At 73.0% G+C, this 17,489-nt stretch carries 10 protein-coding genes and 2 pseudogenes; 5 read left to right on the top strand and 7 right to left on the bottom strand.

From position 1 onward, the window contains the following. Nucleotides 1–114: 114 nt before the first annotated feature. Nucleotides 115–1,158 carry a polyprenyl synthetase family protein gene (locus ACSU6M_RS01305; RefSeq protein WP_437066251.1) on the bottom strand — a complete coding sequence of 348 codons (1,044 nt, stop codon included), beginning with the start codon at nucleotides 1,156–1,158 and terminating at the stop codon, nucleotides 115–117. 241 nt (nucleotides 1,159–1,399) lie between these two features. On the opposite strand from ACSU6M_RS01305, the gene ACSU6M_RS01310 reads away from it, so the two are divergent. Next, nucleotides 1,400–1,939: a GNAT family N-acetyltransferase gene (locus ACSU6M_RS01310; RefSeq protein ID WP_437066253.1), complete on the top strand. Its 540-nt coding sequence runs from the start codon at nucleotides 1,400–1,402 to the stop codon at nucleotides 1,937–1,939. Between the two features lie 51 nt (nucleotides 1,940–1,990). On the opposite strand, the gene ACSU6M_RS01315 is transcribed toward ACSU6M_RS01310, so the two are convergent. Further along, nucleotides 1,991–4,771: a SpoIIE family protein phosphatase gene (locus ACSU6M_RS01315; protein ID WP_437066255.1), complete on the bottom strand. Its 2,781-nt coding sequence runs from the start codon at nucleotides 4,769–4,771 to the stop codon at nucleotides 1,991–1,993. Nucleotides 4,772–4,993: 222 nt separating this feature from the next. Between ACSU6M_RS01315 and ACSU6M_RS01320 the strand changes: the two genes are divergently transcribed. Continuing rightward, nucleotides 4,994–5,314 (top strand): hypothetical protein, encoded by a 321-nt coding sequence (locus ACSU6M_RS01320; protein ID WP_437066257.1) that lies wholly within the window; start codon nucleotides 4,994–4,996, stop codon nucleotides 5,312–5,314. Nucleotides 5,315–5,372: 58 nt separating this feature from the next. Here ACSU6M_RS01320 and ACSU6M_RS01325 read toward each other — a convergent pair whose 3' ends face one another. The 3 genes and pseudogenes from ACSU6M_RS01325 to ACSU6M_RS01335 form a co-directional block, all read right to left on the bottom strand. Continuing rightward, nucleotides 5,373–6,644, bottom strand: a complete 1,272-nt coding sequence (locus ACSU6M_RS01325; RefSeq protein ID WP_437074956.1) for a cellulase family glycosylhydrolase — start codon at nucleotides 6,642–6,644, stop codon at nucleotides 5,373–5,375. 3 nt (nucleotides 6,645–6,647) lie between these two features. After that, nucleotides 6,648–6,905 (bottom strand): annotated as a pseudogene (locus ACSU6M_RS01330) (carbohydrate-binding protein); the annotation flags it as partial. Between the two features lie 62 nt (nucleotides 6,906–6,967). Next, nucleotides 6,968–7,891, bottom strand: coding sequence for a Tat pathway signal sequence domain protein (locus ACSU6M_RS01335; protein WP_437066259.1), 924 nt, complete (start codon nucleotides 7,889–7,891; stop codon nucleotides 6,968–6,970). A gap of 204 nt (nucleotides 7,892–8,095) precedes the next feature. On the opposite strand from ACSU6M_RS01335, the gene ACSU6M_RS01340 reads away from it, so the two are divergent. Together ACSU6M_RS01340 and ACSU6M_RS01345 are read left to right on the top strand one after the other, a co-directional pair. Further along, on the top strand, nucleotides 8,096–9,199 hold the full coding sequence (locus ACSU6M_RS01340) for an ABC transporter substrate-binding protein (RefSeq protein WP_437066261.1): 1,104 nt from the start codon (nucleotides 8,096–8,098) through the stop codon (nucleotides 9,197–9,199). A 378-nt stretch (nucleotides 9,200–9,577) separates the two neighbouring features. Next, nucleotides 9,578–10,175, top strand: a pseudogene (locus ACSU6M_RS01345) (ATP-binding cassette domain-containing protein); the annotation flags it as partial. 84 nt (nucleotides 10,176–10,259) lie between these two features. On the opposite strand, the gene ACSU6M_RS01350 reads toward ACSU6M_RS01345, so the two are convergent. Continuing rightward, nucleotides 10,260–11,150 (bottom strand): Gfo/Idh/MocA family protein, encoded by an 891-nt coding sequence (locus tag ACSU6M_RS01350; protein ID WP_437074957.1) that lies wholly within the window; start codon nucleotides 11,148–11,150, stop codon nucleotides 10,260–10,262. A 211-nt stretch (nucleotides 11,151–11,361) separates the two neighbouring features. Here ACSU6M_RS01350 and ACSU6M_RS01355 point away from each other — a divergent pair, with 211 nt between their 5' ends. Beyond that, nucleotides 11,362–12,795: a Gfo/Idh/MocA family protein gene (locus tag ACSU6M_RS01355; protein WP_437066262.1), complete on the top strand. Its 1,434-nt coding sequence runs from the start codon at nucleotides 11,362–11,364 to the stop codon at nucleotides 12,793–12,795. A 70-nt stretch (nucleotides 12,796–12,865) separates the two neighbouring features. Here the strand turns inward: ACSU6M_RS01355 and ACSU6M_RS01360 are convergent, their stop codons facing one another. Further along, on the bottom strand, nucleotides 12,866–17,020 hold the full coding sequence (locus tag ACSU6M_RS01360; RefSeq protein WP_437066264.1) for a molybdopterin-dependent oxidoreductase: 4,155 nt from the start codon (nucleotides 17,018–17,020) through the stop codon (nucleotides 12,866–12,868). Nucleotides 17,021–17,489: the final 469 nt, after the last annotated feature.

Consider the following 17,489-nt stretch of genomic DNA (forward strand, 5'->3'; position numbering starts at 1 on the left):
CGCGAAACGGCGTACGGCCGGACAGACGCCGCAGAACGGCCCACCGCACGGACAACGGCCCACGGGGGCCGAAGTCACGCCCGGAACACGACCGTCTTGCGGCGCCTGCGGAGGTCAGGAGTCGCGGCGCACCATCGCCCAGGCGATCTCCTGCAACTGGCGGTAGGCGTCCGCGGTCGGGGCGGCGTACGACAGGGCCCGCAGCGCGGCCCGCAGTTGGCGCCGCGCCTCCTCCTCGGCCGCCTGCCTGCCGCCCGCCTTCTCCAGCAGGTCGCGCACGAGGTCCAGCTCCTCCTCGCCCAGCGGCCGCTCACCGCGGTACAGCTCCCGCAGCCGTTCGGCGGCGGAGTCGGTGCCCTGGAGGGCGGCGGCCACGGGCAGGGACTTCTTGCGGGCGGCGAGGTCGGCGCCGACGGGCTTGCCGCTGCGGGCGGTTCGGCCCCAGATGCCGAGCAGGTCGTCGGCGCACTGGAAGGCGACGCCGAGCCGGCGGCCGAACTCCCGGAGCTCGCCGACCCGTTCGCCGTCCGCTCCGGCCAGCAGCCCGCCCAGGGCGCAGGCGCAGCCCATCAAGGAGCCGGTCTTGCCCTCGGCCATGGCGAGATACTCGGCCACCGACACCTCCGCCGCGTCCTCGAAGGCGACGTCCCGGCTCTGTCCCTCCACCAGTTCCAGCAGGGCGGCGACCAGTTCCCGCACCGCTGCCGCGGCGTGTCCGCCCGGGGCGTCGCACACCACCCGCATCGCCGCGACCAGCAGCGCGTCGCCGGCCAGTACGGCGGCCGGGGTGCCGAAGACCGACCAGGCGGCCGGGCGGTGCCGGCGCAGTCCGTCACCGTCGATGACGTCGTCGTGCAGCAGCGTGAAGTCGTGCACCAGCTCCACGGCCACCGCGCCCGGCAGCGCGCTGCGGGCACTGCCGCCGACCGCCTGCGCGGACAGCAGCGCCAGCGCCGGCCGCACCGCCTTGCCCCTCCCGGCGACCGACACCACCGGGGTGCCGTCCGCCTCGCACCAGCCGCGGTGGTACCGGGCGACCGTGCTCTCGGCCTCGGGCAGGGCGGCCACGGCCTCCCTCAGCGCCGGGGTCAGCAGGTCCTCGGCCCAGGTCAGGCGGGGGAACACGGGGGTCGGGGAGGCGTCGGTGATCTGCGGCATGGGCTGCTCCTCGTCACGAGGGGGGACGGCGGGGGTACCCACCACAGTCAACCGGCGCCGACCGGCGCCGTCGGGGCGCCGCACACCGTGGGGCCGCACAGGATCACCGCAGCGGCCCAGACGTCATACGGTGCACTGAATCGACCATCGGAGGACCACCGGCCCGAACCGCTTCTCCGTCAAGTGGGCTGGAATTCTTATGGGTTTGCCGCCTTGCGGTCCGGTCGGATAGGAAGCTTGCATGCTGAAGGGCGACAAGGTCGGGCTGAGGGCCCGGCACGAGGACGACATACCGGTCCTGCGGGCGGAGCTGTACGACGACGTGGTCAACGCCGCGCGGGCCGAGGGCGGACCGTGGCGGCCGATCACGCCCGGCTCGCAGGATCCGCGGCTCGTGGTGGACGAGAAGAACCAGGGGCTCGTCCAGTTCTCCGTGGTGGAGCTCGCCGGTGACACGCTGGTCGGCACCGCGACCCTGTGGGGCATCGACAACCACAACCGCTGTGCGCACATCGGGCTGGGGCTGCTGCCGTCCTGCCGCGGCAAGGGTTACGGCACCGATGTGGTCGCGGTGCTGTGCCACTACGGCTTCGTCGTGCGCGGGTTGCATCGGCTGCAGATCGAGACGCTGGCGGACAACCACGGGATGCTGCGCTCCGCCGAGCGCAACGGCTTCGTGCGCGAGGGCCTGCTGCGCTCCTCCTCCTGGGTCCTGGGCGGGTTCCAGGACGAGGTGATCCTCGGCCTGCTCGCCTCGGAGTGGAAACCGGCGAAGGGCTGATCTCTCGTCGGTTTCGGAAACCGGCGGCGAAGGGCTGACCCCTCGCCGGTGTCACCAGGCCAGTTCGTCGATCAGTGCGGTCGGGTCCGGCTCCGAGGTGCGGTCCAGGGTCTGCTCGGCCCAGATGACCTTGCCGCGGGCCACGTAGCGGGTGCCCCAGCGGTCGGCGAACTGGGAGACGAGGAACAGGCCGCGGCCTCCCTCGTCGGTGGTGGAGGCGTGGCGCAGCCGGGGTGAGGTGTTGCTGCCGTCGGAGACCTCCAGGACGAGGGTGCGGCCGAGCAGCAGGCGGACCCGGACGGGCGGGGCGCCGTAGCGGATCGCGTTGGTGAGGAGCTCGCTGAGGATGAGTTCCGTGGTGAAGGACAACTCGTCCAGGCCCCACTCGCCGAGCCGGCGGCTGACCTCCGTACGGACCCGGGAGACGGCGGTGACATCGACCGGGACGTCCCAGGCCGCGACGCGGGACGGGTCCAGCAGCCGGGTCCGGGCGACCAGCAGCGCCACGTCGTCGCCGGGGTGACCGGGCATCACCGTCTCCATGACGGCGCGGCAGATCTCCTCCGGTGTGCGGTCCGGGCCGGCGACCGCCGAGCCGAGCCGGCGCAGCCCCTCGTCGATGTCGGTGTCGCGGCCCTCGATCAGTCCGTCGGTGAACAGCACCAGCCGGCTGCCCTCGGGCAGCTCCAGCTCACCGGCCTCGAAGGGGTGCCCGCCCACGCCCAGGGGCGGTGACAGGGGGAGGTCGGCGAAGGTCACCCGGCCGTCGGGGTCGACGACGGCCGGTGCCAGGTGCCCGGCGCGGGCGAGGGTGCAGCGCCCGCCGACCGGGTCGTAGACGGCGTACAGGCAGGTGGCTCCGGTGACCGGGGCGCCGTTGCTGTCGGCGTTCGAGGTCTGGGTGTCCAGGAGGGTCACCATCTCGTCGAGGCGGCCCAGCAGTTCGTCGGGGGCGAGGTCGAGCGAGGAGAAGTTCAGTACGGCGGTCCGCAGCCGGCCCATGGTCACCGCGGCGTGCAGCCCGTGCCCCACGATGTCGCCGACCACCAGCGCCACCCGGAAGCCCGGCAGCGGGATGACGTCGAACCAGTCGCCGCCCACGCCGGCCTGGGCGGGCACATAGCGCCAGGCGATCTCCAGGGCGTCCTGGTCGGGGACGTCCCGCGGGAGGAGGCTGCGCTGCAGGGTGACGGCCATGGCGTGCTCGCGGGCGTAGCGGCGGGCGTTGTCGATGGCGACGGCGGCGCGGGCCACCAGTTCCTCGGCGACCGCGACATCCTCCTCCTCGAACGGCGGGGAGCCCTCGCCGCGCCAGAAGTTGACCATGCCGAGGACCACGCCGCGGGCGCGCAGGGGGACGGTGATCAGCGAGTGGATGCCGTACTCCAGCGCCTGGCGGGCACCCGCCGGGTCATGGGCCCGCCAGTCGTGGGCGCTGTGCAGGTCGGCCACGCGGACGGCCTTGCCGCGGTGCAGTGCCGCCACCATCGGTGTGTCGGCCACCACGAACTGGATCAGGTCTCCGACCGGCTGCAGGGGGTGCCCGGCCTGCCGCCCGCTCAGAGCGGTGCGCCGCATGCGTCGTACGGCGCCGGTGGGCTCCTCGCCGCGCAGGACGGAGTCGAGGAGTTCGACGGTGACGAAGTCGGCCATCCGGGGGACCGCGACCTCGGCGAGCTCCTCCGCCGTCCGCCGGATGTCCAGCGTGGTGCCGATGCGTACGCCCGCCTCGTACAGCAGGGTGAGCCGTCCCTGGGCCACCTCGGCCTGCCCGGACAGGGCGCGCAGCTCGGTGGTGTCGCGGAAGGTGGCCACCAGGCCGGGGGCGCCGCCGTAGGGCTCGGTGAGCCGGGTGTTGACGGCCAGGAGCCGCTCCCCGGCCGGGAGGACCTCGTCGGAGACGGGTTCGGCGGACTTCAGCAGCCGGGTCAGGCGGGGGCTGAGGCCCAGTTCCGTGACCGGCCGCTGGTCGGCGCCCTCGGGGAGGTCCAGCAGCCGGCGGGCCTCGTCGTTGGCGAGCATCAGCCGCCCGTCACCGACGATCAGCACGCCCTCGCGCACGGCGTGCAGGACGGCGTCGTGGTGCTCGAACATGCGGGTCATCTCGGCCGGGCCCAGACCGTGCGTCTGGCGGCGCAGCCTCCGGCTGACCAGGGCCGTGCCCGCGACGGCCAGGGCCAGGGCGCCCGCGGCCGCGGCCAGCATCACCGGCAGCTGCTCGTTCAGCACGTCGCCCAGCGTCTCGAACTGGATGCCGGCGCTGACCATGCCGACGACGCGCCCGTCGGCGTCCCGTACGGGGACCACGGCGCGTACGGCGTCGGCGGGCTCGCCGTGGAAGGTCTCGGTGAACGCCTCTCCCGCGGCGGCCCGCTCCACGCCCTCCGCCCTGGTGCCGATCAGCTCGGGCTGCGGGTCGGTGATCCGTACGCCGTCCGTGTCCAGGACGGTGATGAAGTCGACGCCGGATCCGCGTCTGGCCGCCTCCGCCACCGGCTGGAGCTGTGCCGTCGGATCGCGTGACTGGAGGGCGGCGGCCGTGCTCGGCGGGTGCGCGAACGCCTCCGCCGCGGCCAGGCAGCGGTTCTTGGCGCCCTGCTCGGCCTCGTAGCGTCCCTGCACCACCAGGGCCGCGACCGCCACCGCGACGAGCACCACCATGATCAGGATCTGGAGGAGGAAGACCTGCGCGGCGAGCGTGCGCACGCTCAGGGACGGCGGCAGATGGCGTCCGGGGGAATGCCGCGCCCCCGAACGGCGGGACGAGTCGAAGGAGCGCCCTTCGCCGAACGGCTCCGCTCTCGTCCGGGACCGGCGAGCAGGACCGATCATGTCCCATTTCTAGCACTATGCGAGCTTTACGGGCGAATGCTGAAGGTCCCCGAGGACACCCTCGGACGGGCCGGCGGCAGGCGGGCACCACCGGTCGGCAGGAGTACGAGTAAGCCTACTTATTCGGGCATCAGGGGGATCCCCGGCCCATCGCGCAACCGGGTCCGCCCGCCCCCACGACTCACCGTGCAGACAGACACCCCCGAGCGAGGGAGACCAGCGGTGAACCCGTACAGCGACACGCTCACCCCGGCCCAGGACGTCTGGCCCATGTGCGACCCCTACACCTCCACCCTGGATCTCGGGCACCCCGCCGCCCCCGAGCGTCAGGACGACTACCTCCTTCCGCCCCCCGACCCCAAGCAGCGCCTCGACATCCCCGTCAGCGCCGCCGACCACCGCCGCCTGGAGCTGTACGCCGCCCTCACCGTCCGCGGCATCGCTCCCCTGCCCGGCGACCAGTACGCCGTCACGGCGATCAGCTCGCTCGGTGACGCGGTGACCGGCGCGGTCCTGCGCTGGATGTCCCACCCCGCCGGGTGACCCCCGCTCGCGCCGCAGGGGCGCAGGCCGACCGCCGGCCTGCGCCCCTGCCGTGCCGTCAGTTCGTGGGGAAGGAGTCCGGGGTGCGGATGCGGTCGCGGATCCAGGTGCCGGCCGGCTTGAGGGCGGTGGTGCCGGCCCAGGGACCGTTGTTGTCGCACGTGCCCGGCTTGAACACGGCGCCGGAGCGGTGGTCGTCGGAGAAGTTCCAGTTGACCCAGCTGATCTTCTTGGCGGCCATCAGGTCGAGGTACTGCTGGGTGCGGGCGAAGTCGTTCGGGCCGTCACCGGAGGCTTCCTGGGTGCCGAACTCGGTGACGAAGACCGGGATCCGGTCCGAGGCCCGGTCGAGGGCGTCCAGGTACTCCTGCCCGTGCGAGGCGGCGTAGAAGTGGAAGGTGTACATGATGTTGGCGGCGCGGACCGGGTTGTCGATGACGTCGGTCTCGTCCCGTCCGTCGGAGATGCCGAGGGAGCCCCAGCCGTGGGTGCCGACGAGGATCGGGGTGGCGGGGTCCTGGGCGCGGATGACGGGGATCAGCTGCTCGGCGTAGGACCTGATCCGTGACCAGCTGACGCCGTTGGGCTCGTTGGCGATGTCGTACAGGAGATTGGTCTTGCCGCGGTGGCGCTGGGCGATCTCGGTGAAGAACGTCTTGGCGCGCTCCAGGTTGTGGTTCGGGTCGCCGGGGGTCAGCTGATGCCAGTCGACGAGGGCGTACATGCCGCGGGCCGTCGCCATCTCGATGAGCTGGTGCACCCGGTCGGTGAACATGCGGGGGTTGGTCTCGTAGCCGCCCTCCTGGACGTAGAGGGAGATGCGCAGCACATCGGCGTTCCAGTCGCCGGCCAGCGCGTCCAGGGAGCCGTTGGTCAGGCACTGGCTGTACCACTGCAGGCCGTGGCTGCTCATGCCGCGCAGCTGGATCGGCTTGCCGTACTGGTTGCACAGCTTCACACCGCAGACCTTCAGGCGGCCGTTGATCGCGGCGGGTGTGGTGCCCGGCGACCCGTCTCCGGCGCTGCGCGTGGTCGCGGTGACGGCGCCGGAGGCCGGGGACAGGTTGCCCGCCGCGTCCCGGGCGCGGACGGTGAAGGCGTACGCCGTGCTCGGTGACAGCCCGCCAACGGTGTACGAGGTGCCGCCGGCCGTGGCGACCTGGGTGCCGTCGCGGTAGAGGACGTAGCCGGTCACCCCGACATTGTCGCTGGACGCGCTCCAGGACAGGGACACGCTGGAGGACGTGGTGCCGGTGACGCGAAGGCCGGCCGGGGCGGAGGGGGCCGTGGTGTCCGTGCCGCCGCCGCTGTCGCCGAGCGGCTTCCACAGGGCGGGGGTGGTGGAGGGCTCCCAGCCCGTCAGCGAGGTGTGGCTCTGCAGGCACTCGTAGTCCTGGCCGCCGTAGGACACGCGTGCGCCCACGGCGTACCAGGTGTTCGGCTGCCACTGGGGGTGGGCGGCGGCACGGACGGCCGGGGCGGAGGCGGACGGGGATCCGGGGGTGGAGGCGGCGGCCGGTGGAGTGACGAGGCCGAGCCCGAGGCCGGCGAGCAGCGCGCCGGCGAGGAGGGTGGGCAGGGGGGTGCGCATGGCGTCCTCTCGGTGGGGGTCAACCGGACGTGGGGGGGGCGAGGCGGTGGTGCGGGCGTCGCTCACCCGGCGGGCCGCACGCGCGCCGCGGCGGCGTCGACGAGCTGGTAGCCGCGCAGGTTCCGCAGCAGCAGATGGCAGTCCCGCAGGGAGCCGGAGGTGTCGCCCAGGGAGCGGTAGATGCCCCACTTGGGGCGCACCCGGTCCAGGAGGAAGGTGTCGACGCCCGTCCTGGTGCCGTCGACGAGCGTGACGCCGTCCTTGCGGAGGATCCAGCGCACGCTGCCGGCCGTGCCGTCGCCGATCCTCATCCGGAAGTCGACGTCGACCCAGGAGTCGTGCAGCGGCACCAGGTCGGTGCGGCCGACGAGGAGGTCGGGTTCGAACAGCTTCAGCTCGATGGTCTGCGCCCCGTTCACCCGGCGCAGCGACATCACGGTGATGGGCGAGGTGCCGGTGCCGGGCTGCTTGGTCTGCATGATGTGCGTGAAGGTCGTGGTCGCCCGCAGCGAGCTGGGGATGTACATCTGGTACGTCACACGCCAGGTCTCGCCCGGCAGCCAGCGCAGGAAGGAGCCGCTGGAGGTGCGCATGCCGGTGACTTCCTGACGCTGGCGGTCGGTGGAGGTGTCCCGGTCGACCAGGTGCATGTCGAACCGGAAGGTGTCGCCCGCCGGGCGGATGTGCGGCCGGCCGCCGGGGTGGGAGTCCGCACGGTCGTCCTCGATCGTCTCGAACGCGCCCAGACCGACGCTCGCCGCAGCGGGCGCCCAGCGCAATGCCCAGGTCGGGGCGAGGGGGGCGGCCGCCGCGGTGGCCGAGGGCAGGTGCAGGGAGGCGGGGAGGGCGGCCGCGGCGAACCCGGCGGTCGCGGCGGTCGCGGCGCCGAGCAGGGCGCGGCGGGAGGGACGGCGGCGGTCGTGGGGGTGATGTGGCTCGTGGGGGTCGGGGAGGTGACGGGGGTCGTGGGGGTGGCTGTCCGGCATCAGGGACTCCTCGCTGTGGGGTGGAGGTGTGCCGTGCGGGAGACTGTTAGGAAAGTTTCCTTACATTGCTCGGGAGGGTAGGGGGCTGACAGAACACGGTCAAGGGGGTGGGCTCGACCCGGTGGGTTGACGGCACGGGCCGGGCGTCTGGATGATCTTGACCGGGCACGACGCCACCGACCGTCACACGGAAGACGCCACCTGATGACTACGCCACCCGCCACCGAGCGGACCCCCATGCCGCCCGTCCGGATCGGTGCACTCGCTCCGCTGACCCGGCCCGGTTGGGCGGAGGCCGGCCGGCACTTGCTCGCCGGGCTTGAGCTGGCCGTCGGGGACGTGAACGAGGCCGGCGGGATCGACGGCAGGCCGCTCGAACTCGTCGTACGCGACACCGCGGCCGATCCGCGCAGAGCCGAGGCGGCGGTGGAGGAACTCGCGCGCCTCGGTGTGGCCGCCCTGGCCGGGGAGTACCACAGCGTCGTCGCGCGCGCCGCCGCCGCGCGGGCCGACGCTCTCGGCCTGCCGTTCCTGTGCTCCTCGGCGGTGCTGGACGCGCTCACCGAAGCGCCCACGCAACGGGTGGCACGCCTGTGCCCGCCGCAGTCCCGTGGCTGGCGGACGTACGCGGACTTCCTCCTCGGCGCGGGGCACCGGCACATCGCCGTGGCCGCGCAGGCGAGTGTCTACTGGGCCGCCGGCACCCGCGTCCTGCGGGACCACCTCACCGCGCACGGCGGCGTCCTCACCGAACTCGACCTGGGCGAACTCACCCCCGAGGCCGTCCCCGAAGCGCTCGTCGACCGTCGCGCCACCGCTCTGCTGCTGCTGGTCGGCCACCCGGACCCGGCCGTCCCGATCGTCCGGTCCGTCCGCGGCGACCGGCGCCTCGACGGCGTCCTGATCGGCGCTCCCGCCGGACAGCCGGAGTTCCCCGCATGGGCGACGCTGCTCGGCGCCGACGGAGCCGCGATCCCCTTCCTGCGCTATCTGCCCGAGCGCCTCACTCCCCTCGGCGCCCGTGTCGACAAGGCGCTCCGCGCACGGCTGGCCGAGGCGCCCTCCTTCGTCGCGTTCGAGGGCTACGACACGATCGCCGTCCTCGCCGGGGCGCTGCTGTCCCACGGCGTGGACCGGGCGCGCATCGCCGACGCCTGGGCGGACGTCGCCGTCGACGGCACGCGCGGACGGATCCGGTTCTCACGGGTTCCGGGCATCGACGTGTGGCAGTGGGCCGGGACGCCCGTCCAGGTCGTCGACCGCGACCCGGCCTTCCCCGCCCGCTTCCGGGTCCTCCACACAGGCTGAGCGGGTCGAGGAAGTAACAGCCGCGCGTCGCCGAGCGGGTGACGGCGTGGCCCTGGGGTGGTGTCCCCCAGGGCCGTGGAGGTGTCGGCGCCGGTCGGCGTCCGCCCGCGTCATCTCGAGCCGGGCCGTGTTCCCGTCGGCGGCGCACCGGCGGAAGCCGGCCTTCTCCAGCACGCGCAGCGATGACGGGTTCGACAGTTCCACGTCCGCGCAGACGGTCGGGGTACCGATCGAGCAGGCCCGCGACGATGCGGTCGCCTTCGGCCGGGAAGTCGTCCGCCCAGTGCGCGCGGCGGGTGTCGTCGAGGACCCCGGCGGCCTCGCCTGCGGTCCAGGACCGCAGGATCAGACGCTCGCCCGTCAGGTCGGCGGGGGCGGGTGAAGAGGATAGGAAGACACGTGTCGTTCGCCTGGCCCGACGACACCCTGCCTTCCACGACCTGTCCTTCTCCCTCACGGCCGGCAGCACCGGCCTGGTCGCACCCAACGGCTCCGGGCAAGAGCACCCTGCTGAAGCTGATCGCCGGTCGACTGCGGCCCGCCACCGGCACGGTGTCCGTCGGCGGCACCCTCGGCTACCTGCCGCAGACCCTTCCCCTGACCGGGGATCTGACGGTGGCCGAGGTGCTCGGCGTCGCCGATGTCATCCGCGCCCTGGACGCCGTCGAGTCCGGAGACGTCAGCGAGGAGCACTTCACGACGATCGGCGACGACTGGGACATCGAGGACCGCACCCGCGCCCAGCTCGACCGGCTGGGACTCGGCGGCCTCGCCCTCGACCGGAGCCTGAGCACGCTCAGCGGCGGTCAGGTCGTCTCCCTGGGTCTGGCCGCCCAGTTGCTGCGACGCCCGGACGTCCTGCTGCTCGACGAGCCGACGAACAATCTCGACCTGGTCGGGTGTGGGCCAGTTGGAGGGCGCGCTCCACTCCTACCGGGGCGCGTTCCTGGTGGTCAGCCACGACGAGCGGTTCCTCGCCGAGATCGGGGTGAACCGCCGGCTGCGGCTGGCCGACGGCAGGCTTGAGGAGACGGGAGCCCCGGTGGAGTGAACGGCCGGGCTACGCGCTCAGGAGCCGGTCGATGATCTCCTCGCACCACTCATGGGTGACCAGGGCGTCCCCCGCGTCGATCCGCTCGCCGGTGCGCACGGCGTTCAGGAAGTACCGGCACATGCCTTCGAAGCCGCGGCGCCGGCCGACGGATTCCCAGTCGGCGCCGCGGCGCAGTGCCGGGACGGTGTCGTGGTCGATGACGTCGGTGAGGTTGACGACGTCCAGACGGTGGTCGGCGCCCGCGGTCTGCAGGGTCTCGCCGGCCGAGCCGCCGGCACGGTTCATGACGGCGAGCCCGGTGAAGCCGGGGCCCGTGGCGCGCAGGACCGCGTGGTGCAGCTGCCCGTCCTCGACCTTGCCGTGGACGTCGTACGCGACGCCCTCGGGGGCGAGCATGCGCAGGGTGTCGACCAGGTGGATGAAGTCGTCCAGGACGATGGTGCGGACGTCGCCGGTCCTGGCGCGGCGGTCCTTCTGGAGCACCACGAGATCGCGGGGGGTGTCGAGGGCCTGGAGGTAGGCGGGGGCGTGGCGGCGGTTGAAGCCGACCATGAGGGACCGGCCGCGTTCGCGCGCCAGTTCCGCCGTCTGCCGGCTCTCGCTCAGCGTGTACGACAGCGGCTTGTCCACCAGGACGTCGACACCGGCGTCCAGCAGGCGGGTGACGATGTCATGGTGGGTCTCCGTGGGCGTGTGCACGAAGGCCGCCCGGATGCCGGAGTCGATGAGCGCGTCCAGGTCGGTGAAGAGCCGGTGGGCCCGGTAGGACTGCCCGATCCTGGCGAGCTTGTCCGCGTCCCGTGTCATCAGGCGCAGATCCAGCTCCGGCATCGCGCCCAGGACGGGCAGATACGCCTTCTGCGCGATGCCGCCCAGGCCGATGACGCCAACCGGCAGGGCTCCCGGCGCCGGGGTGTGGGCCGTTCGTTCCACCTGCGTTCCCTCCACAAGGATGTCTAGACCACTGCCCACCCTACAGGGGCCCGTGCATGCGCGATCCATGCTTGATGTTGCGCGAAGCGGGCTGTTTTTGAACATGTATTGACATGGACGCGCGGCGCCGTCAGAGTCGTGCCGCAACACGCCCGTCTCGATGCAGAGGAGCGTCATGCCCAACCCCTTTTCGTTCTCCCGCCGTTCGCTCATCGGGGGCGCGGTGGCCGGCGGTGTGGCCGCGACCGGTGTCGGTTCGGTGGCGCGGGCCGAGGACGCCGCCGCGGCGGTGGACCCGGTCCCGCGGCGCAGGCCCGGTCAGAAGAGCATGGTCAATGTCGCGTACGACGTGTATCCGACCGTGGGTGTCGGGGTCATCGGCCTGGGGAACCGCGGGTCGGGCATGACGCCCGGGTGGTCCGCGGTGCCCGGGTGCGTGGTGACCGCCGTCTGCGACATCCGCGCGGACCGGGTGACCCGGACCGCCGATCGGCTGGTGGCCAAGGGCAAGCCCCGGCCGGCCGAGTTCGGGGGCTCGGCGGACGCGTACACCCGGCTGCTCGCACGCGACGACGTCGATCTCGTGTACATCGCGACGCCCTGGGAGTTCCACTACGAGCACAGCAGGGCCGCGCTGCTCGCCGGCAAGCACGTCATCGTCGAACTGCCCATCGCCACCGAGCTGCACGAGCTGTGGGACCTCGTCGACAACAGCGAACGCACCCGCCGGCACCTGATGCTCGCGGAGAACTGCAACTACGGCCGCAACGAGCTGGCCATGCTCAAGATGGCCCACGCGGGCCTCTTCGGCGAGGTGACCAACGGCCACGGCGGCTATCTGCACGACCTGCGGGCCCTGCTGTTCTCCGACACGTACTACACCGACTCCTGGCGACGGCTGTGGCACACCCGCAGCACCGCCAGCCTCTACCCGATGCACGGACTCGCGCCCATCGCCGCCGCCATGGACATCAACCGCGGCGACCGGGTCATGACGCTGCGCGCCACGGCGACCGAGCCCAAGGGCCTCGCCGACTACCGGGCCCGCTTCGTCGACCCGTCCCACCCGTCGTGGAAGGAGACCTACATCAACGGTGACCTGGTCACCTGTCTCCTCGAAACGGCACAGGGCCGCGTCATCCGGGCCGAGCACGACGTCAGCTCACCGCGCCCGTACAGCCGTATCAACTCCCTGGCCGGCAGCCGCGGCATCTTCGAGGACTACGCGGGCGTCGCCTCGGCGGGCGGCGGGCGGATCTATCTGGAGCCGGACCACAGCGGCCACACCTGGCGGGACTTCGGCGCGTACCGCAGGGAGTTCGACCACTGGCTGTGGCAGAAGGTCGGGGACGACGCCGCCAACAACGGCGGGCACGGCGGCATGGACTACGTCCTGCAGTGGCGGACGATCCAGCTGATGCGGGCCGGGCTGGTCCCCGACATCGACGTCTACGACTCCGCGGTGTGGTGCTCCGCGGTCCCGCTGAGCGTCAGGTCGCTGGCCGCGGGCGGGCGTCCGGTGCAGGTCCCCGACTTCACCCGCGGCGAGTGGGCCAAGCCGCGCCCCGGCCTCGACTCGCGCCCCTCGGACATGCCGCCGCTCCCCTGAGCCCGGCGGAGGCGAGCCCGGGCCGTCCTGTCGCCGCCGGCCGGCGGCTCGGCGGCCCCGCCTCACCCGGTCAGTACACGTCCCGCACATACCGCTTGTCGGCGGCGAGCTGTCTCACGTACGCCGCGGCCTCCGCCCAGTCCAGGCCGCCATGGACGACGGCGATCTCCCGCAGGGCCCGGTCGACGGCCTCGGCCATGCGGGAGGCGTCGCCGCAGACATAGAAGTGGGCGCCGTCCCGCAGCCAGGACCACAGCAGCCGGCCGTGCTGGCGCATCCGGTCCTGGACGTAGACCTTGGAGCGCTGGTCGCGGGAGAAGGCGGTGTCCAGCCGGGTGAGGGTGCCGTCGGCGAGGAACGCGTCCAGCTCGTCCTCGTGGTAGAAGTCGGTCGCCCGGTGCCGTTCCCCGAAGAACAGCCAGTTGGGGGCCCGGTGGCCGCGCGCCCGGCGGTCCTGGAGGAAGCCGAGGAAGGGCGCGACACCGGTGCCGGGGCCCACCATGACGGCCGGGGTGGCCGCGTCGGCGGGCGGACGGAAGTGGGGCACCCGTTGGACGCGCACCGGCACCGCGGTGCCGGGCTCCGCGTCGGCGAGGAACGAGGAACACACCCCCTGGCGCAGTCGGCCGCTCTCGCTCTTGTAGCGGACGACGGACACCGTCAGCGACAGCTCGTGCGGGGCGATCAGCGGACTGGACGATATGGAGTACATCCGGGGCCGCAGCCGTCCCAGCGCGTCCGTCCACTCCTGCGCCCCCGCGCGGACCGCGAACTCCGCGACCACGTCGACCGCCTGCCGCCCCCAGGACCACTGCGCCAACGCGCCCTTGTCGTCCGTCCGCAGGAGGTTGCGCAGCTCGTACGGGTCACGCGCGCGGTCGGCGACGAACCGCAGCAGGCCGGGCGTGACACGGGTGATGTCCAGGTGCCGCAGCAGGGCCTCGGCGAACGGTATCTCCCCGGCCTTGTCGACCTTGACGGCCGTGTCCCCGTCCAGGCCGGTGACGGCCAGCCACTCCGCCACCAGCTCCGGCCAGTTGACCGGGTGCACGGCGAGCGCGTCCCCCGCCTCGTAGACCAGCGGGGTCTCGCTGTCGCGGGTGTCGAAGGTGAAGTGCCGTACCTCCTTGCCCGCGCCGGGCAGACTCAGCAGCCGGTTGCCGGTGAGGCGGGCGGTGACCGGGGCGCGCCGGCCGGAGCGGGGCGCGGTCGGCGGGGCGGGGTGCGGTCCGGGTGCCGGCTGCCGGGTGCCGCGCAGGGCGGTGCGGACCCGGTCGAGCCACGCCTGTGCGTCCGCCTCGTAGTCGGGTTCGCAGTCGGTGCGCGGGGCCAGCCGTGTCGCGCCCAGCTCCGCCATCCGCCGGTCCAGACGGCGGCCGTGCCCGCAGAAGTCGTCGTAGGCGGAGTCGCCGAGGGCCAGCACGCTGTAGCGCCGGTCCTTCAGGCTCGGGGCGCCGGGTGAGGCGAGGGCCGTCCAGAACGCGGTGCCGTTGTCGGGCGCCTCGCCGTCGCCGAAGGTGCTGGTGATCAGCAGCAGGTCGGCGCCGGGCGGGAGGGCGGCGGGGTCCGCCTCGGCCATGGGCAGGAGGGAGGCATCGTGTCCGTCCGCGGCGAGCCGCTCGGCCGTGGCGGTGGCGAACACCTCGGCGTTCCCGGTCTGCGACGCCCACAGGACGACCACCTGGCGGTGCGGGGCCGGGGCCGAGTCCGCCCGTGGCGCCGAGGAGACGCCGGGCCCGCCGTACGAGGCGGAGGCCGTCGCCTCGGGGTGGGGCGCCCGTGAGTGCATCCCCGCGAGGACGCCGTTCACCCACAGCGCGTGCTCGGGGCTCAGGGGGGCGTCGGGCGGCAGGACGGGGACGCCGGGGGCGCCGGACGGGATGCCGGTCAGGAAGCCGGTCAGATAACGGCGTTCGTGTGCGGCCAGGTCGGGCGCGGGCACGGGCTCCAGCCCGAACGCGGCGAGGAGGGGGGCGGGGGGTGTGGGGGCCGCTGTCTGTGCGGGCGCCGCCTCCCTCGGCGTCGGGACCGTCGCTGTCGCCTCCGCCGGTGCCCGGACCGCCGTCGCGGTGGGCGCCTTCGCCAGGGACACCGCGCACACCTTCAACTCGGGCTGGAACGACAGGGGGTCGACGGCGTCGTTCGTCACCGCGTTCACACTGAGGTGCTCCCCGAACAGGTCGTTCCAGTGGAACGGGGCGAAACAGCAGCCGGGGCGCACCCGGTCGGTGACGGCCGCCGGGAGGACGGCCCGCCCGCGCCGCGAGACGATCTCCACCGGATCCCCGTCCACCAGGCCCAGCTCGGCGGCGTCCTGCGGATGCACCTCCACGAAGGGGCCGGGGTTCAGCTTGTTGAGCTTGTCGACCTTGCCCGTCTTGGTCAGGGTGTGCCACTGGTGCTGGAGCCGGCCGGTGTTCAGCAGGTACGGGTACGTGTCGTCGGGCATCTCCGCCGGCGGCAGGTGCGGCCGGGCGTGGAAGACCGCACGGCCGCTCGGCGTCGGGAAGAGCGGGGAGCGGTCCGCGCCGACGTACCGGATGGGATTGCGGCCGTCGCCGTCGGGGGTGGCCGCCGGCCACTGCACCGGCGTACCGCGCAACCGCTCGTAGCTCACTCCGCGCAGGTCCCAGCCGGTGACCGGGTTCCAGGCACGCTTGATCTCCTCGAAGACCTCCTCGGCGCTGTCGTGCGCGAAGCCCTTCTCGAAGCCCATCGCGCGGGCCACGGCGGCGATGATCCGCCAGTCGGCCATCGCCTGGCCGGGCGGGTCGGCGGCCGGGGAGGCGAGCGTGAGGGTGCGCTCGCTGTTGACCAGGACGCCCTCGGTCTCCGTCCACAGGGCGGCGGGCAGCACGACATCGGCGTACGCGTTGGTCTCCGTGTCGGCGAACGCGTCCTGGGTGACGACGAATTCGGCCGCCTCCAGGCCCTCGACGACGGTCGCGCGGTTGGCGACGGAGGCGACCGGGTTGGTGCAGATGATCCAGCACGCCTTGATCTCCCCGTCGGCCATCCTCCGGAACAGCTCGACCGTGCCCCGGCCGGTGCCGTCGGCGCGCAGGGTGCCCGGCTCCAGCTCCCACAGCTCCTCGACGAAGGCCCGGTCGGCGTCGACGAGCACGGAGCGCTGGCCCGGCAGCCCCGGTCCCATGTAGCCCATCTCCCGGCCGCCCATGGCGTTGGGCTGGCCGGTCAGCGAGAACGGGCCGGAGCCGGGGCGGCAGATGGCGCCGGTGGCGAGGTGGAGGTTGATCAGGGCGTTGGTGTTCCAGGTGCCGTGCGTGGACTGGTTGAGGCCCATCGTCCAGCAGCTCGTCCACTCCCCCGCCTCGCCGATCAGCCGGGCCGCCTCGCGGATGTCCTCCTCCGCCAGGCCGGTGATCGCGGCGACGGTGGCGGGCGGATAGTCGGCGAGGAGGCCGGGCATCGCCTCCCAGCCCTCGGTGTGCTCGGCGATGAACTCCTCGTCGATGTCGCCGTTCTCGACGAGGAGGTGCAGCAGCCCGTTGAGGAGGGCGAGATCCGTGCCCGGCCTGATCTGCAGGAAGAGGTCGGCCTTGGCGGCCGTCGCGGTGCGTCGCGGGTCGACGACGATGAGCTTGGCGCCCGCCGACCTCACCCGGTCCATCATCCGCAGGAACAGGACGGGATGGCAGTCGGCCATGTTGGAGCCGATGACGAGGAACAGATCGGCCCTGTCGAAGTCCTCGTACGAGCCCGGCGGGCCGTCCGCGCCGAGGGACAGCTTGTAGCCGGTACCGGCGGACGCCATGCACAGCCGCGAGTTGGACTCGATCTGGTTGGTGCGCAGGAAGCCCTTGGCCAGCTTGTTCGCCAAGTACTGCGCCTCCAGGCTCAGTTGTCCCGAGACGTAGAGCGCGACGGAGTCGGGGCCGTGCTCGTCGACGATCGCCCGGAGCCGGTCCGCCGTCTCGGCGATCGCCTCGTCCACCGGGACGGGCAGCGGCTCCTGCCCGCGGCGCGCTCGCCGCAGGGCCGTCGTCAGCCGGCCGGGCGCGGCGAGCATGTCCGCCGTGGTCGCGCCCTTGGTGCACAACCGGCCGAAGTTCGCCGGGTGTTCCTTGTCCCCGGACGCCTTCAGGACCGTACGCCGCCCGTCCGGCCCCGTACCGACGTCGAGGACCAGGCCGCAGCCCACTCCGCAGTACGAGCAGACCGTCCGCACCTTCGGGCCCTGTCCGGGCAAACCCGGCGCGGTCACGGACACCTCCCTTGCCGTGCTCGACCCGATCTCACCGCTCGTGACATACGACCGCTCATTACCTCGGTGTCCTGCACCCGATCCCCCGGAGGCTGCGTGCACCGCACAGAACCAGCAGGGCAGTGTGGGCGCACGGTCCAGCTGACGGAGCCTGCAACGGGATGATCCCGCCTGCGCCGCGACCGGGGCCGGAGCTCACCTGGAGGATTGCTCGAACGCCGGCGGCGGGGGGCGGCCGGCCTCACGGTGGGGCGTCCGGCGGTGCGGGGCGGCGCGACGTGCGCAGCGGCGGTCCTCGGCGTTGCGGGGTCCGGCACCCCGCCGTAGGGTGCGGGTCCTGCGCGGACGGATCCGGGGGTCCCGCAGGCGGGGAGACAGGCGGCGTCGCGGTGCAGCGGGCAGAATCGGCTACAGGAGAACGTGATGGAGGTGCCGTGTGCGCACGACAGCGGGCCGCCGGCCAGCCAGG

The organism is Streptomyces sp. enrichment culture (assembly GCF_964272895.1).
Taxonomy (GTDB): Bacteria; Actinomycetota; Actinomycetes; order Streptomycetales; family Streptomycetaceae; genus Streptomyces.

Excerpts from the sequence above, each read along its gene's own strand:
- ACSU6M_RS01355 (WP_437066262.1), top strand. The coding sequence starts at position 11,362 with ATGCCCAACCCCTTTTCGTTCTCCCGCCGTTCGCTCATCGGGGGCGCG.
- ACSU6M_RS01305 (WP_437066251.1), bottom strand. The coding sequence starts at position 1,158 with ATGCCGCAGATCACCGACGCCTCCCCGACCCCCGTGTTCCCCCGCCTG.
- ACSU6M_RS01315 (WP_437066255.1), bottom strand. The coding sequence starts at position 4,771 with ATGATCGGTCCTGCTCGCCGGTCCCGGACGAGAGCGGAGCCGTTCGGC.
- ACSU6M_RS01340 (WP_437066261.1), top strand. The coding sequence starts at position 8,096 with ATGACTACGCCACCCGCCACCGAGCGGACCCCCATGCCGCCCGTCCGG.
- ACSU6M_RS01310 (WP_437066253.1), top strand. The coding sequence starts at position 1,400 with ATGCTGAAGGGCGACAAGGTCGGGCTGAGGGCCCGGCACGAGGACGAC.
- ACSU6M_RS01335 (WP_437066259.1), bottom strand. The coding sequence starts at position 7,891 with ATGCCGGACAGCCACCCCCACGACCCCCGTCACCTCCCCGACCCCCAC.